At 38.7% G+C, this 15,486-nt stretch carries 11 protein-coding genes; 5 read left to right on the top strand and 6 right to left on the bottom strand.

Annotation, left to right across the window (positions count from 1 at the left end; genetic code table 11):
- Positions 1-12: 12 nt before the first annotated feature.
- Both FLEMA_RS69180 and FLEMA_RS69175 read right to left on the bottom strand, forming a co-directional pair.
- Positions 13-2,451 carry an outer membrane beta-barrel protein gene (locus FLEMA_RS69180; RefSeq protein WP_144080102.1) on the bottom strand — a complete coding sequence of 813 codons (2,439 nt, stop codon included), beginning with the start codon at positions 2,449-2,451 and terminating at the stop codon, positions 13-15.
- Between the two features lie 230 nt (positions 2,452-2,681).
- Positions 2,682-3,599: a hypothetical protein gene (locus FLEMA_RS69175; protein WP_044171750.1), complete on the bottom strand. Its 918-nt coding sequence runs from the start codon at positions 3,597-3,599 to the stop codon at positions 2,682-2,684.
- Positions 3,600-3,981: 382 nt separating this feature from the next.
- On the opposite strand from FLEMA_RS69175, the gene FLEMA_RS0119545 reads away from it, so the two are divergent.
- On the top strand, positions 3,982-4,554 hold the full coding sequence (locus tag FLEMA_RS0119545) for a pentapeptide repeat-containing protein (protein ID WP_026995901.1): 573 nt from the start codon (positions 3,982-3,984) through the stop codon (positions 4,552-4,554).
- A gap of 8 nt (positions 4,555-4,562) precedes the next feature.
- On the opposite strand, the gene FLEMA_RS69170 is transcribed toward FLEMA_RS0119545, so the two are convergent.
- Positions 4,563-5,138 (bottom strand): NAD(P)H-dependent oxidoreductase, encoded by a 576-nt coding sequence (locus tag FLEMA_RS69170; RefSeq protein ID WP_044171748.1) that lies wholly within the window; start codon positions 5,136-5,138, stop codon positions 4,563-4,565.
- Between the two features lie 61 nt (positions 5,139-5,199).
- The gene (locus tag FLEMA_RS69165) at positions 5,200-5,763 is read right to left on the bottom strand and encodes a Crp/Fnr family transcriptional regulator (protein ID WP_052354091.1); all 564 of its coding nucleotides are present in this window, start codon (positions 5,761-5,763) and stop codon (positions 5,200-5,202) included.
- Positions 5,764-5,992: 229 nt separating this feature from the next.
- On the opposite strand from FLEMA_RS69165, the gene lepA reads away from it, so the two are divergent.
- Together lepA and FLEMA_RS0119490 are read left to right on the top strand one after the other, a co-directional pair.
- Complete coding sequence (gene lepA / locus FLEMA_RS0119495; protein WP_026997773.1) at positions 5,993-7,780, top strand: translation elongation factor 4; 1,788 nt, start codon at positions 5,993-5,995, stop codon at positions 7,778-7,780.
- A gap of 154 nt (positions 7,781-7,934) precedes the next feature.
- Positions 7,935-8,396, top strand: a complete 462-nt coding sequence (locus tag FLEMA_RS0119490; protein ID WP_044171746.1) for a hypothetical protein — start codon at positions 7,935-7,937, stop codon at positions 8,394-8,396.
- A gap of 130 nt (positions 8,397-8,526) precedes the next feature.
- Here FLEMA_RS0119490 and FLEMA_RS69160 read toward each other — a convergent pair whose 3' ends face one another.
- Positions 8,527-8,961 carry a nuclear transport factor 2 family protein gene (locus tag FLEMA_RS69160; RefSeq protein ID WP_044171745.1) on the bottom strand — a complete coding sequence of 145 codons (435 nt, stop codon included), beginning with the start codon at positions 8,959-8,961 and terminating at the stop codon, positions 8,527-8,529.
- Between the two features lie 485 nt (positions 8,962-9,446).
- On the bottom strand, positions 9,447-10,463 hold the full coding sequence (locus FLEMA_RS69155) for a LacI family DNA-binding transcriptional regulator (RefSeq protein ID WP_044171742.1): 1,017 nt from the start codon (positions 10,461-10,463) through the stop codon (positions 9,447-9,449).
- Positions 10,464-11,086: 623 nt separating this feature from the next.
- On the opposite strand from FLEMA_RS69155, the gene FLEMA_RS0119415 reads away from it, so the two are divergent.
- Both FLEMA_RS0119415 and FLEMA_RS0119410 read left to right on the top strand, forming a co-directional pair.
- Positions 11,087-13,429 carry a glycosyl hydrolase family 28 protein gene (locus FLEMA_RS0119415; RefSeq protein WP_026997772.1) on the top strand — a complete coding sequence of 781 codons (2,343 nt, stop codon included), beginning with the start codon at positions 11,087-11,089 and terminating at the stop codon, positions 13,427-13,429.
- Positions 13,430-13,475: 46 nt separating this feature from the next.
- Positions 13,476-15,395 carry a glycoside hydrolase family 88 protein gene (locus tag FLEMA_RS0119410; protein WP_026997771.1) on the top strand — a complete coding sequence of 640 codons (1,920 nt, stop codon included), beginning with the start codon at positions 13,476-13,478 and terminating at the stop codon, positions 15,393-15,395.
- The last annotated feature ends 91 nt before the right edge of the window (positions 15,396-15,486 follow it).

The raw sequence follows: 15,486 nt of genomic DNA, 5'->3' as shown, positions 1-15,486 counted from the left end.
ACCTAATAAGGCTTAGCCTCGTCCTTTTCCGCCGTCGCCTCCGCCATCGTTGTTGTTGGGGTGGATAGCAGGTTTTACATTGGTATTTCCAAAATTATAGGTAAATGATATTCTAAAACGGCGGTTGTCCCAGCGGTATGTGCCTGTACTGGTTAGGGTAGAGGTCTCTACATTGTTTCGCCAATAGTTCAAATTGAATGGGTCTTGTACCGACAACTTGATAGTACCTTTTTTCTCCCAGATAAATTTCTTGAGGCCAAAGTCAATACCTCCTTGGGCTTTTGAGGTTTGAAAACCCCACGTTTCACCCGAATTAAGCCACCCCGATACTTCGCCCGACAGTGTTTTTGACAAAGTAAAGGTTTGTTGCATATACATCCCTCCGTAAGGCTGACTTAGCTTTACCAAGGTGTTTTCTCGCTGATAATCATAGACATTGATACCACTCCAAATATTAAAATTAATACTCCACCATTTGGCTGGATTGAATGGCAACGATGCGTCGAGTCCCCACCAAGTAACTTTTCCTTTTACGTTTTCGTAAGACTCACGGATGAGCCTTTTACCAGCAATAAGGGTTGTATCTACATCAAAAACATTGGTCGAAAACTGGTCAACACGTACATAGTTCATCGAAAAGCTGTACTTATCCTTAATAGTATGCGTGAAAGTAATGGTATTGTTTAGGCTAGGCAAAACCATTGGGTTGCCTATTGTATAAGATTGAGGGTAGAAAAAACGCTTGAAGGTATTAAAAACATCATCGTTTGGACGATTGATTCGGCGGCTATACCCCAACGAAATAGCATAATCTTTGGTAACTTTTTGGTTGAAAGTTAGGGTTGGGAAGAAATTAAAATAGTTTTGTGCCGAAAGTTGATTTCCTTCACGGTCGAGTCCTTGGTTGTCGGTTGCTTCTCCTCTCAAACCTACCTGTACGTTTAAGTTTTTATTAAGCTCGCTATTCAGCATAAAATACCCTGCGGTGATATGCTCACTAAATCGGAAAAATGAATTTACCAAAGCTCCGTTGTCTCTAAAGTTGTCGCTAAAATCTTTTTCATTAACCGAATAACTTGACTTAAACCCTGTTTCTAGCTTCGTTTTTTTGGTAATTTTTTTAGTGTAATCTGCTTTTAGTACAAATGTTCGGCCATTAGAAGGAAACAACACTTGGTTGTAAACTGTGCTAGGCTCGGCATTATTGATGCTTGTGATAGTTGTAAAATAATCATTCCATTTACGGTTATTCAGAATCACGTCAAAATCAGCCGTAAGGAGTGTTCCAGAGGTATCTATTGTTTGTTTCCAGTGGGTATTGAAGGTATAATTATTAAAATTTCCATCACGAGTACGGTTCATGTCGAGGTGCTGAGTACCAGAAGGTAAAATACTACTTTGGGTGGCATTTCGGTTCAGGGGGCTATTGGTACTAGCGAGTTGGGCCGAAAATCCCAAAGATGTTTTTTTAGAAAAATCATAGTCAAAACCTAATTTGCCATTCCAGTTGGTAAACCGCCCAATAGCCAAGCCTGTATTGGTGCGGGTTTCTAGGAGCGAACCTGTTTCTGAAAGGAGTTGCTGTTGTTGTTGTTCCGAGTTGTACCATTCGGTGTATTGGCGGTTGAGGTTGGCATACACCACATATTTTTCATGGCGGCTATTTACGGTAATACCTTGTCCATTTTTAGGAAGTCCTCCTATGGCAGCGTATCGGCTGTAGCCAGCGTTCAAATCCAGGATATAGTTTGTGCCTAGGCTTTTTCCTTTTTTGGTTTTGATATTAATAATACCACTCGACCCCGAGGCATCATAGCGAGCAGAAGGGTTGGCAATAATCTCGATACTTTCTATGTCCTCACTTTTGAGGGTTTTCAAAAAATTGGCCAATTGCTCATCGCTAAGGTAAGTTTTTCGGTCATCAATCATAATCAATACCCCATCTTTGCCTTTTAGCTTAATGGTTTCGGTATTGCGGTCAACGGTTACACCTGGTACTTTTTCCATCAACTCCAGGCCATTGAGTCCTGCTGCCGTTGGGCTGGCCTCAATATTCATAATCATCTTGTCGCCTGAGCGTTCGATAAGCTGCTTGCGGGCTGTTACCTGTACCTCGTTGAGTGCCTGCGACTCTACCGACAACTGGATCGGCTCAAAAGCAATATCTTTATTTTGAATCGTAAATGCCTGATAATATTTTTTATATCCTACCGCCGTAACGTGCAGAATATAGGCCTGATTATTCAGCGATTCAATGCTAAAACTACCATCGGTATCGGCAATATTTCCTTTTACCAAAGAAGAATCTTTGGCACTAAGTACCAAAATATTGGCAAAAGAAGCGGCTTGTTTTTTTTCGTCGATGATACGTCCTGAAATTTTAAACTGTGCTATTCCTACGCTAGGAAGGAATAGCACAAAAAGGTAAACAGAGATAAGACTGCTTTTCATAATTTGAATTTTAGATTTCTGAATAGATGTAATATTGAGCAGAAATGTTGCATCCACTTTGGGGGTGTCTGTGGGTATTTATCCTGAAAATGTTGGGGTAAAAGATGATAGATGAAATTTTGGTTAGTATAACTATTTGATTTGTAGTGTATTATATAGAATACATCAGGCATAACAAATAGTTGTATTTTATTTTCTTTATGAGCGATAAATCTAGGATACTGCCAGTTTTACAAAACAATATTGACTGTTTGTGGAGCAATACTAAGCTTTACTTTCAGCAGAATTGCATAGAAAGATTGTTTTTCAAAACCCTTGGTAGGATCTTCGCCTGTGGTATAATCAAACCCAATTTTTACTATTTTTCGGGCATCGGCCGAGGTGAAAAAAGTATAATTAAAACTTGTAGTAAAATACTGGTGAGCTTGCACACTAATATCTTGTGCCGATTCATGAATATTGTAACGGTATTGCCAGTCGAGGTTCAAATCAAACTTGCCTTTCAAACTATTATTGGTTGGGAAAAAAGATAAATCGCTAGAAATACGAGCATAGGCACGATAGATATTGCCATACGAAAAATACGATTCGGTGTTGATACGGTTTTCGCTTTCAAAACCTAAATAGGGCGTGTACACAAACCTAAACTTATTACCCAAGCCAACAACATGGTTTGGAATCCAAAAGTATTTAGGATTCATATCTTTCTTTTTGAAAATAGGAGTAACATACACATTACCCTGAAAAGCCCGATGTTGTTGGATTTGATTGGAGCTGTATCTAAGGGCATACACAAATACAGGTGACCAAGATTTTTGGGATAAATTATTGATTTGCCATTCGCTAGAAATACCCACTTGCCAATGATTTTGGGCTTTGTCAATCAGCGTATTGCGATGATATTCAACAAATGGCATAACCGACATCAGGGTATTATGATGATTCAGCAAACTGTATCCTAAGGCTGCATCTATCATCCATGAAGCAGATTTTTCTTTGGGCTGGCTAAAGGTTATATGGGCAGGAGCAGCCAAGTCGGCCTTAGACTGAAAGGATTTTCTGACGGTAAAACGTTCGATAAATTTTGTTTGCGAAAAGGCATTACTAGCTACAAAAACAAGAAGGATGATAAGGGCTTTATGATACATATTCGACAGTTCGATACAGTGGCACAAAAGACATTTCTTAAAATTTCCTTAAAATTGTAAAAGGTCATTTGTAAGGCTAATATGCCACAGGTTTTGTTTATAATGATTATCTTTTGCCAATATTTAATCATAATAAAATACAATTATGAGGATTAAAATACGGCCTTTAAAACAAAAATAAGCATTATCTGTATTTACAAAAATGGGAATAGTACAAGTGTGTTGTACAAAAGCGATTGAAGATACAGTTGTACAACCTTCTGATGAAAAATACTGAGTTGGAATTTTTTTGTACTTTTGTATACCGTTTTCATAAAAAATAATAGAAAAGATACTAGCCAAAATATAGTATCGAATTCCTAAAACTATAACATATCTTAGTATGGCAATTTCCTATCAGGTCGATAAAAAATGGATGAATACAGATTTTACTATTACTGGTTTTGAAAAAGGCGAATATGAAAATTGTGTATTTATCAACTGCAATTTTCATGCTTTGAATTTGTCAAACTATGTTTTTATTGATTGCCAATTTATTGATTCTAATTTGAGCACGGTTAGCCTGAACCAAACGGCACTTAGAGGTATTACCTTCAAAAACTGCAAATTACTTGGACTCATATTTGATACCTGTAATGACTTCCTTTTGGCATTGATTTTTGAAAATTGTGTACTCAATCATTCGTCGTTTTACAAGCGTAAGCTCAAAAAAACAGTTTTTAAGAACACCAGCCTCCAAGAAGTAGACTTCTCCGAGGCCGATTTGAGTCAAGCAGTATTTGATAATTGTGATTTTTTCAATGCCACCTTTGGGCGTACCAATCTGGAAAAAGCCGATTTGCGTACCTCTTACAACTACGTACTGGACCCCGAAAACAATCGCATCAAAAAAGCCCAGTTTTCATTGTCAGGACTTTCAGGGTTGCTGCTCAAATACGACATTGTAGTAGCATAGGCAGGTATTTATTGCTGTTTTCGACCTAATTCATACACCTCATCAAGCCATTTTTGGCGTCGTAGCTCGTTGGCAGTTTTGACAATACCAAAATAACTTACCTTGACAGGCTTTACGCCACAGTATTCGAGCGTAGCTTTTTTGAGCTGATTCACACTCGGACGACCATACATTAGCCAGTAGTACCAACTAGGCTGGTCGAGGGTTGTGATAATACGGGCGGTTTTTCCTGTTAAAAGTTTGTCCCACCAAACCGAATTTTCTCTACTCTGAAATACCATTCCTGGCAAAAAAAGACGATCAATAAAGCCCTTCATTATGGCAGGCAAACCACCCCACCAAACAGGGTGTATCCATACTAAGTGATTCGCCCATTGGATTTTTTTCCATGCTTCTAATAAATCAGGTTCAAGCTCGGTGCGTTGTTGATACCCAAACGCTAGGTTGGGGTTAAACGCCAAGTCGGCAATAACAATTTCTTGAATGTTGGCATTGGTACGAGATGCCCCTTTTTTATACGCTTCGGCGAGTCCAAAATTCAGACTTTGGCGGTTTGGATGCCCATTGATAATCAGTATGTTCATAATTTGTCATTAGTTTTTGACAAAAGTAGGGCAAGGTATTGGGGCAAAATAGGACAAATGTCTAAATCGTCGTTGCCTTCCTAAGCCTACTCAGGTGACGTTGGGTAATACCCAAATACGAAGCCAAATATTGTAGAGGAATATTCTGAATATACTCGGGCTGATGAGCCATCAAATCGGCGTACCGCTGTTTAGCTTTTTCTTTTTGTAGCTGAAATACCCGTTTTTCTAGTTCTAAAAATTCGGCTTCGGCAATATTTTTCAAAAACCTCATCCAATGAATATCATTTTCGGCGAGTTCAATAATTTCTTTTTTAGGAATAATCAGTACCTCGGCGGGTGTAATAGCCTGAATGTTTTCTTGGGTAGGCAAGCCCGATATAAAAGACGAATAAGCTGCCAAAAAAGTATGAGGAAACCGAAAGCAATAAGTAACCTCTTCGCCTGCTGGCGTGATATAAAATGACCTAAAAATGCCCGATAAAATCAACGCAACACAATTACAGGTTGTACCTTCTTGTACAAAAAAAGCCCCTTTTTCTAACTTTTTAGCCTTTGAAAAGGCCATTATTTCCTGAAAGTTTGGCGTTTTGGGCAAATCGAGTTGTTGTAAAAAGATATTCATTGAATCAGTAATAAAGATGAATGTGGTACAATTTAAGCAATTAATACTAAATGGCTAGGCCGATTCAAATGGCATCAATTGCTTTTAGCTTAGAAACTTTTCACCAACAAACTATCTTTTTCAAAGGAATGGACGTAATTTTGTATATTATTACTTGTAGATAGGTAGGTTTATTAATCACAGCAACACAAGTCATCGCATAACGATAAACAGATAAATTAAACGAAACGTGAAAAACATTCGTAATTTTTGCATTATTGCACATATTGACCACGGTAAAAGTACTTTAGCTGACCGTCTGATTGAATTTACTAATACGGTACAAAAGCGTGATATGCAGGCACAGCTTTTGGACGATATGGATTTGGAACGTGAACGAGGTATCACTATCAAATCACATGCTATTCAAATGAATTATCCTGCCAACGGCGAAGTTTATACTTTCAATTTGATTGATACACCGGGTCACGTTGACTTTTCGTATGAAGTTTCTCGCTCAATTGCTGCTTGTGAAGGTGCGTTGTTGATTGTAGATGCCTCGCAGGGTATCGAAGCCCAAACTATTTCAAACCTCTTTTTGGCCTTGAATCATGACTTGGTAATTATTCCAGTTTTGAACAAAATAGACTTGCCTGGGGCTATGCCTGAGGAAGTAAAAGACCAAATTGTAGATTTGTTGGGTTGCGACCGTAGCGAAATTATTCATGCTTCTGGAAAAGAAGGTATTGGTATCAAAGATATTCTGGATGCTATTGTTGAGCGTGTTCCAGCACCAAAAGGTAATCCAGAGGGCGAATTGCAAGCCTTGATTTTTGACTCGGTATTTAACTCTTTCCGTGGTATCGAGGTTATTTTCCGTGTGTACAACGGAACTATCAAAAAAGGTGACAAAGTAAAATTTGTGGCTACTGGCAAAGAATACACTGCCGACGAAATTGGTACACTTCGCCTCGACAAAGAGCCTCGGAGTGCTATTGGGGCTGGCGATGTAGGTTATTTAATTTCGGGTATCAAAGATGCCAAAGAAGTAAAAGTGGGTGATACCATTACTCATCGTGATAATCCTTGTAAAGAAATGATTCAGGGGTTTGAGGAAGTAAAACCTATGGTATTTGCAGGGATTTATCCTGTAGATACTACCGAATTTGAGGATTTACGTGATGCCATGGAAAAACTCCAGCTCAACGATGCTTCGTTGGTATGGGAGCCTGAAACTTCGGCCGCTTTGGGCTTTGGATTCCGTTGTGGTTTCTTAGGAATGCTACACATGGAAATTGTTCAGGAGCGTTTAGAACGTGAATTTGACATGACGGTTATTACAACTGTACCTTCTGTAAAATTCAAAGTAAATACCACCAATGAAGGCTTATTATGGGTTTCTGCTCCTTCCGAGTTGCCCGAAGTAAACCAAATAGATACGATTGAAGAACCTTTTATCAAGGCTCAGATTATTTCTAAAGCCGACTATGTGGGTTCTATTATGAAGTTGTGTATGGATAAACGTGGTATCTTGAAAAACCAAATTTATCTTACTTCCGACCGTGTTGAACTACAGTTTGATATGCCACTTTCGGAGGTTGTATTCGATTTTTTCGATAAACTCAAAACAATTTCTCGTGGATACGCTTCATTAGACTATGAATACAAAGGCTACGAAGAAAGTGACATGGTAAAACTCGATATTATGCTTAATGGTGAGCCTGTAGATGCTCTTTCGGCGATTGTTCACCGAGACAAGGCTTACGAATGGGGAAAACGGCTTTGCGAAAAATTAAGAGAATTGTTGCCTCGTCAGCAGTTTGAAATTGCTATCCAAGCCGCAATTGGTCAAAAAATTATTGCTCGTGAAACCGTAAAAGCTTTGAGAAAAGACGTATTGGCGAAGTGTTATGGGGGTGATATTTCGCGTAAGCGTAAATTGTTGGAAAAACAGAAAAAAGGTAAGAAAAGAATGCGTCAAGTCGGCAATGTAGAGATTCCTCAAGAGGCATTTATGGCGGTGTTGAAATTAGACTAAGCTTTTTAGATACAAGATAGTTAGTGTCGGCTTTTCTAAAGAAAGCCGACTTTTTTTGAGTCGACTAACAATTAACAGGTGCTTTCCTAATCTTTCTCATACTTCCAGAAGTAGAAATAGAAGTAATTTGTACCATATCAAAAACCCCAAGATTATGGAACAGCTAGCACTCAAAAAAGCAATCTTTGACAAAGTAATTCAACAACAAACATTACTTATCGCTGATATTGCACAACGCATAAAAGACTTGAAAGAAAGTATGGCATCGGTAGAAGTAGGTAGCTTTGGCGGTAGCGACGATGCCCGCCGTGAAGAAGATGTAGAAGGTTTGCAAACCGAAAAAACACACCTCGATTTTGCCCAAGCCGAACTTCAAAAATTACAAGAATTGGCCAAGCATATTACCCTTAACAGCAGTGTTGTGGGTGGGGCAATTATCAAAACCAATCATTTTAATTTTATCTTCGCTATAAATATGCCTCAATTGATTCATGATGGGGTATCCTATTTTGTAGTATCTGAACAAGCACCACTTTTTAAGGCTTTGGAAGGCAAAAAACTAGGAGAATCGGCTCAGATAAATGGACATACACATACTATCTTGCAGTTGATGTAAGGCAGTTTGAAAGCAACCTATTTTAATATACGTAAAAGTATGTTTACTCGATAAAAGTTATTCTGCAAACGTTACCACAAACGCTTGCAGAATAACTTTTGGTTTTTGGGGGCTTAAAAAATCGAAAAATCTACGAGGTGATTTTTATAGCCTGACGAGCCAACAACAACCATTTACCTTTGTGTTTTTGCCAAATAGTCAAAACCGCAAGTTTTACCGTACCAGCTTGTCCATTGTTGGAAGTATCGCCAAAAAGTTGGTGACGCACTACAGCCGTATTACCCACCACCTGAATAGTTTGATTCTTTATCTCAATACTTTTGAAGTCGGATTTACCACTTACCAGAGCTTCTACAAAAGCGGCCTTATCTTCAATATTACCACCCGAATGCCCATAAGATAATTCGTTCATAACCAATCCTTCAAGTGATTCTTGGGTAGGGTCAATCATTACTTTACGGAGGTTTTCTACAGCATTTGCCACAGCCGTTTCGTCTTTACTTTGTGCAAAAGAGAACACCGTGCCTAACAAGCACATCAATGCGATAAGACTTAGTTTTTTCATAGAAATAAAAAATTTAGATAAATTAACAAAAATCTGACCCGTTCGTACCCTAAAATGAGGCTTGGAAGGGAGCAGTCATTGGTTCAACTTGGAAAAAAATAAAAGTACAGCAACAAAGAATAGCTAGCTACCACATATTAGTAATGTATAAAATATTTGATTTCTGAATTATTAGCCAAATTTCACATTCCTAATCTGTTATTATATCTAAACTTTCTTATGCCTCAATATCACATAGTAATGATTGAGTATTGCTGTACTTTTGCTACATACAATATATGTATAATTAATTGATGGTTAAGTATTTAGGAAAGCAATGTTACAATATAGTATTTATTGTACTAGCTAGGCAAGTGTGCAAAACACATTTGAGTTTTGACAATACGATAATCAAATTGTTAAACACAAGGCTTTGTCCTTGCTATGCAATATTCTTCCTTATAAGACTCAATAGGTAAAAAATTACTCATTCTAGCTTGAATAAATTATTGTGTTGTCGAAGCTCGAATTATCAACTCAGTTGGTAGCTTGATAGTCTGATAGGCAATAGGCGTTTTGGATTTTTTTTCTACCAAATCCAACAACAGCTCAGCGGCTCTTTGTCCCATTTCCAAAGCAGGTTGTACTACCGATGTAAAGGCAGGAGCTAATAATCCTGCTACTTTGAGGTTGGTAAAGCCCATGAGTGCCATATCATCAGGAATACGGATATTGCGTTTTTGTAGGGTACTCAGGCAGGCCATTGCCAGGCGGTCGCTCACGGTAAAAATGGCATCGGGAGGATTACTTTCTTGCAAAAGTGAATCTATCACCACTTCCATATCCTGAATACTGAAGCCACAATATTTAACCAAATTTTCGTCGAAAGGTAAATCGTATTTCTGTAAAGCAGCACGATAGCCGTTGACCCGCTCGGTTGTAATCGATAAAAACGATGATGCTGCCAAATGAGCAATACGCTTTTTGCCACGAGCAATCAGGTGTTCTGTTCCGTCAAATGCTCCTTGGTAGTTGTCGGCAATTACCTTATGGGTATCTATTTCGTCAGAAAATCGGTCGAAAAATACAATAGGCATTCCTTTATCTTGGAGGTCGCGGAGGTGAGTAATATTGGTGGTTTGCCCCGACAACGAAATCAAAACGCCGTCGACCCTTCGAGAAGCCAAGTGTTGAATATTCACTACTTCACGCTCGTAAGACTCGTGGCTTTGAAAAATCACTACATGATAACCACGATTATAGGCAATAGCCTCGATACCGTTGATGGCCTGAGAAAAGAAAGGGTTATCTATTTCTGGTACAACAACACCTATTGCACGGCTTCGGTTTTCTTTTAGGCTAAGTGCAATAGGATTGGGGCGATAGTTGAGCTTTTCGGCACATTCTAAGACAATTCGCTTGGTTTCTGGATTGATTTCATAGCTGCCCCTCAATGCCCTCGATACCGTCGACGTAGATAGATTTAAAGCCTTAGCAATGTCTTTTATAGTTGCGGTTTCCAAAATATAATCTTGTTTTTGTACAATTTGTTACAAAGATAAACCTCTGCAAAGAAAATGTCTGTGAAACTACAACTTTCAGGGTAATATCCCAAATTTTATTAAATAAATCAAAATTGATTCGCTATTGGCAACGTTACCGACAACGATTGCGTAAAAATATTCCTCATAAAATTTGTCTGCCCATCTACACGATTCTACCTTCGATATAACCAAAAGAGTATTTTCTTGAGATTAGTTAGAAATATTTCTTTAAAAAAGTCAATAAAGTATAATTGAACAAATGGAGTTGTAATTGGCAGATAAGTGGCAAAAGAAACCTACAAACTTTAAAGACTATCTATTAATACAGGCTCGTTTATTATTGCTTTCTGTAGATTGAATTTTAGTATAATTAGTTTTTGGGATAGGCAACCTCTAAGTCTTTTAATGTATTGAATGAAAAATGTGTCGTACTCTTCAATAAACTCCTACTGTAGTATGTTGCACTGTTATTTAAACACGCTGTACAGAGGAACATAATATAGCTTGATTAAATGTTATGTTTTTTATGTACAAAAAATCACTTTGTTATATAATAAATACCTTGATAATTAACTGTTTACGGAGTTTTGTCCTAAATTTCTATGAAAAAAATATTCCTTTTTACGCTTGTGGTTAGTATACTTTGTGGTTTTCGTTTTGGAGAACCTAAAGTAACGATTTTTCTTTGTGGCGATTCCACAATGGCCGACAAACTACCTGTCGACGAGCCAGAGACAGGCTGGGGTATGGCATTGCCCAAATACCTGATTGATGCCGTAGAGGTACAAAATCATGCAGTAAATGGACGAAGTACCAAAAGTTTTATTGAGCAAGGGCTTTGGAAAAAAGTAATAAGTCAGGTAAAAAAAGGGGACTGGGTTTTTATTCAGTTTGGTCATAACGACCAAAAGGTTTCGGATACTACACGTTACGCTGCTCCACAAACTACCTATCGCCAAAACCTTATTCGGTTTGTAAACGAAACCCGAGCAAAAGGCGGTAATCCTGTGCTTATAACGCCAGTAATGCGGAGGAAGTTTGACGAAAATGGGCAATTTGTTGACCAACATGGCGAATACCCTGCTGTTGTAAAAGCCGTAGCCAAAGAATTAGGCGTGCCTCTGATCGACCTACATGCTAGTAGCCAAGCTGTGATTGAGCAACATGGCCTTCAAGGCTCGAAAAAGCTATTTATGCACTATGCCCCCAATACTTACCGCAAATACCCAAAAGGTATTGCTGACGACACCCATTTCTCAAAATACGGAGCAGAAGTAATAGCCAGCGTGGTTGTCGACCATATTATTTTGGAGGGCTTAGCGTTGAAAGCATTTGTCAAAAAATCGGTACATCCCGAAAAATATGAATATGAATTACCAAAAGTTTATACGCCTGTATTTAAGAAAGATACCTTCGATATTGCCAAATACGGTGCTAAAGCCGATGGTATTACGCTCAACACCAAGGCCATCAATCAGGCGATTGATATTTGTAGCCAGTCGGGTGGAGGTACAGTATTGATTACGCAGGGGGTCTGGCTTACGGGGCCAATTATATTCAAAAGTAATGTCAATCTACACCTTGCCAAAGGGGCTTTGGTACAATTTAGTAGTAAGTTTGAAGATTATAACCTTATCAAAACTACTTACGAAGGTTTGCCTGCTGTACGTTGTCAAGCTCCACTTTATGGTATCGATTTAGAAAATGTAGCTATTACAGGTTTTGGTATACTCGATGGTGCTGGCGAAGCTTGGCGTGCCGTAAAGCGTTCAAAATTAACCAGTTCGGTATGGGAAAAACTGGTAGCTTCGGGAGGGTATTTAAGTCCCGACAAAAACACTTGGTATCCTACCGAAAAATCGTATATAGGGTCTACAATCAATCAAGCAGGAGTACTAACCGAAGGAAAAGAACCTAAAGATTTTGAAAATATCAAAGACTTTCTACGACCTAATATGTTTTCGTTTACCCGTTGCAACAACGTCTTGCTTGAAGGTGTCACCTTTCAAAACTCGCCAGCATGGTGCTTACATCCACTTCTTTGTAGTCATATAACACTTCGTAATATAAAAGCCAAAAACCCTTGGTACGCCCAAAATGGCGATGGCGTTGACCTCGAATCTTGTAGCAATGCGTTATTAGAAGACTGTACATTCGATGTCGGCGACGATGGTATTTGTATCAAATCGGGGCGTGACGAAGAAGGTCGTAAAAGAGGCGTACCTACCGAAAATGTCATTGTCAATAACTGTATTGTATATCATGCTCATGGGGGCTTTGTGATTGGAAGCGAAATGTCGGGTGGAGTCAAAAATCTATTTGTTACCAACTGTAATTTTATGGGTACCGATATTGGTTTGCGTTTTAAGTCGGCTCGTGGCCGAGGCGGAATTGTCGAAAAAATCTATATATCAGATATTGGTATGACCCATATTCCTGGCGAAGCTATCCTATTTGATATGTATTATGCCGCCAAAGACCCCGTGCCTGCTTTTGGCGAAAAGCGTGAATTACCCGTAATGGTTGCCCAACCACTGAATGCAGGAACGCCTATTTTTCGAGATTTTTATATCAGAAATATCGTGTGTAAAGGAGCTGAGAAAGGTATTTATGTACGAGGATTACCCGAAATGCCTATCAAAAATATTTGGATAGAAAACACTATTCTCGAAGCCGAAAAAGGAATGATTTGTATTGAAGCCGAAAATATCAATTTGAAAAATGTACATTTTCTTACCAAAGAAAACAATATTATCCAGATTCAAAATAGCAAACAAATTACTTTAGACACTATTCAGTATAATGAACATAATACCGACTTATTACTGAAAATTATGGGCGAGCGCACCAAGGGTATCCGCCTTATCAATACCGATACAAAAAAAGCCAAAAAAGAAGTTGAATTTGGTGAAAAAGTCCCCAATAGTGTATTCTCAAAAAAATAAAATTCTCTATTTAACCAACTATATCGTTTAACTAAGCACATTCAAAATGGTAAAATTCTCGGCAAAAATATGGATACTCTGCTTGTTGGCATTCAATGCTGCAACAGCACAGGTAACACCCTGGTCAGAGCGTATGGCGGCTACAATGCTAGTAATACACAAAGATTCGGTGGCTTATCACAACGAAAAACGTGATGCCCACTGGGAATACGAAACGGGCTTGATGCTGAAATCGTTGGAGCAAGTGTGGTACAGAACTGGCGATGCCAAATATTTTCGGTTTATTCAAAAAATCATGGATCAGTATATCCAAGATAATGGCGATATTCAAACCTACAAAATGGATGAGTATAATATCGACTTTATTACGCCAGGGCGTTTGTTGCTAACGCTTTATCATGAAACAGGCAAAGAAAAATACAGATTAGCCGCCGATATATTGAAAAAACAACTCGACCAACAGCCTCGTACCAATGAAGGAGGCTTTTGGCACAAAAAAAGGTATCCTAACCAAATGTGGCTCGATGGCTTGTATATGGCAGAGCCATTTTATGCCGAATACAGCGTAATGTTTGACCAATCCAAAAACTTCGATGATATTATCAATCAGTTTGTTTGGATGGAAAAAAATGCAAGAGACGAAAAAACAGGGTTGCTCTATCATGGCTGGGACGAAAGTCGCCAACAAAAATGGTCAGACCCCAAAACGGGTAAGTCACCCAATTTCTGGAGCCGTGCCATGGGCTGGTATGCTATGGCCTTGGTCGATGTACTCGATTATATCCCTACCACCCACCCAAGACGAAGCGAACTTACCACGATTTTACAACGGTTGATTCCTGCCGTAGTCAAATACCAAGACCCTACCGATGGCTGTTGGTATCAAGTAACCGACCGTATTACAGGAAAAGGCAATTATAGGGAAGCTTCTGGCTCGTGTATGTTTGTATATGCTATTGTGAAAGGAGTTCGCAAAGGCTATTTAAACCCTAGCTTTATGATAAATGCCCAAAAAGCCTATAAAGGTATTTTGAAAAACTTTATTTCGATCGATTCACAAGGCTTGATTCACCTCGAAAAAACTGTAAGTGTAAGTGGCTTGGGCGGTAATCCTTACCGTGATGGTAGCTATGAGTATTATTTAAGTGAAAAAATACGACAAGACGACCTCAAGGGGGTTGGGCCATTTATTATGGCAAGTGTCGAAATGGAAACTTACCCAACCTTGGCTATTGGCAAGGGCAAAACGGTGGCTATTGATAATTTTTTCAACCGAGAATTCCGTAAGGGCTATACTGGCCAACAAGAAACCTTCCATTATACATGGAATGACCACAAAGATTCAGGATACTCGCTTTGGGGACAGATTTTTAATGATTATGGTGCCAAAACTACTACTATTGAAGAAGCTCCAACGGCCCAAAATTTGAAAAATGCAAGTGTATACATTATTGTTGACCCCGACACACCCAAAGAAACGGCTTCGCCTAACTATATCCAAAGCAAAGACGTAAAAGTAATTACTGAGTGGGTAAAGGCAGGGGGCGTGTTGGTTCTCTTGGCCAACGATACCTCCAATGCCGAAATTAAGCACTTCAATACCTTGGCAAAAGCGTTTGGTATTAGCTTTACCGACAAAAACCGCAATATGGTAAAAAATAATATCTTAGAACAAGGAAAGTTTGAACTAAACAACCATCCGATTTTTAAAGATGTCAAAAAAATCTATGTTAAAGAATTGGTAACTCTTACTGTAAAAGAACCAGCAAAAGCTGTATTAGAAGAAGGGGGCGATGTGATAATGGCCACTGCCAAAGTAGGTAAAGGAACTGTTTTTGTATTGGGCGACCCTTGGATTTATAATGAATATCTCAACGGCAAGCGTTTACCTGTAGACTTTGAAAACTTCAAAGCTGCCAAACGTTTATCGGAATGGTTATTAAACGTAGCTTCTATCAAAAAATAGTGATAAAAGGCTGGTGTTTTCGCTACGAAATACACCAGCCTTTCCTTATTCAAATAGGGTATATCTCTTTTTTGTACAAATTTTATCAAGA

It is taken from the genome of Flectobacillus major DSM 103, from assembly GCF_000427405.1.
GTDB classification, from domain to species: domain Bacteria; phylum Bacteroidota; class Bacteroidia; order Cytophagales; family Spirosomataceae; genus Flectobacillus; species Flectobacillus major.
This window is presented reverse-complemented; position numbering and strand designations above follow the sequence as displayed.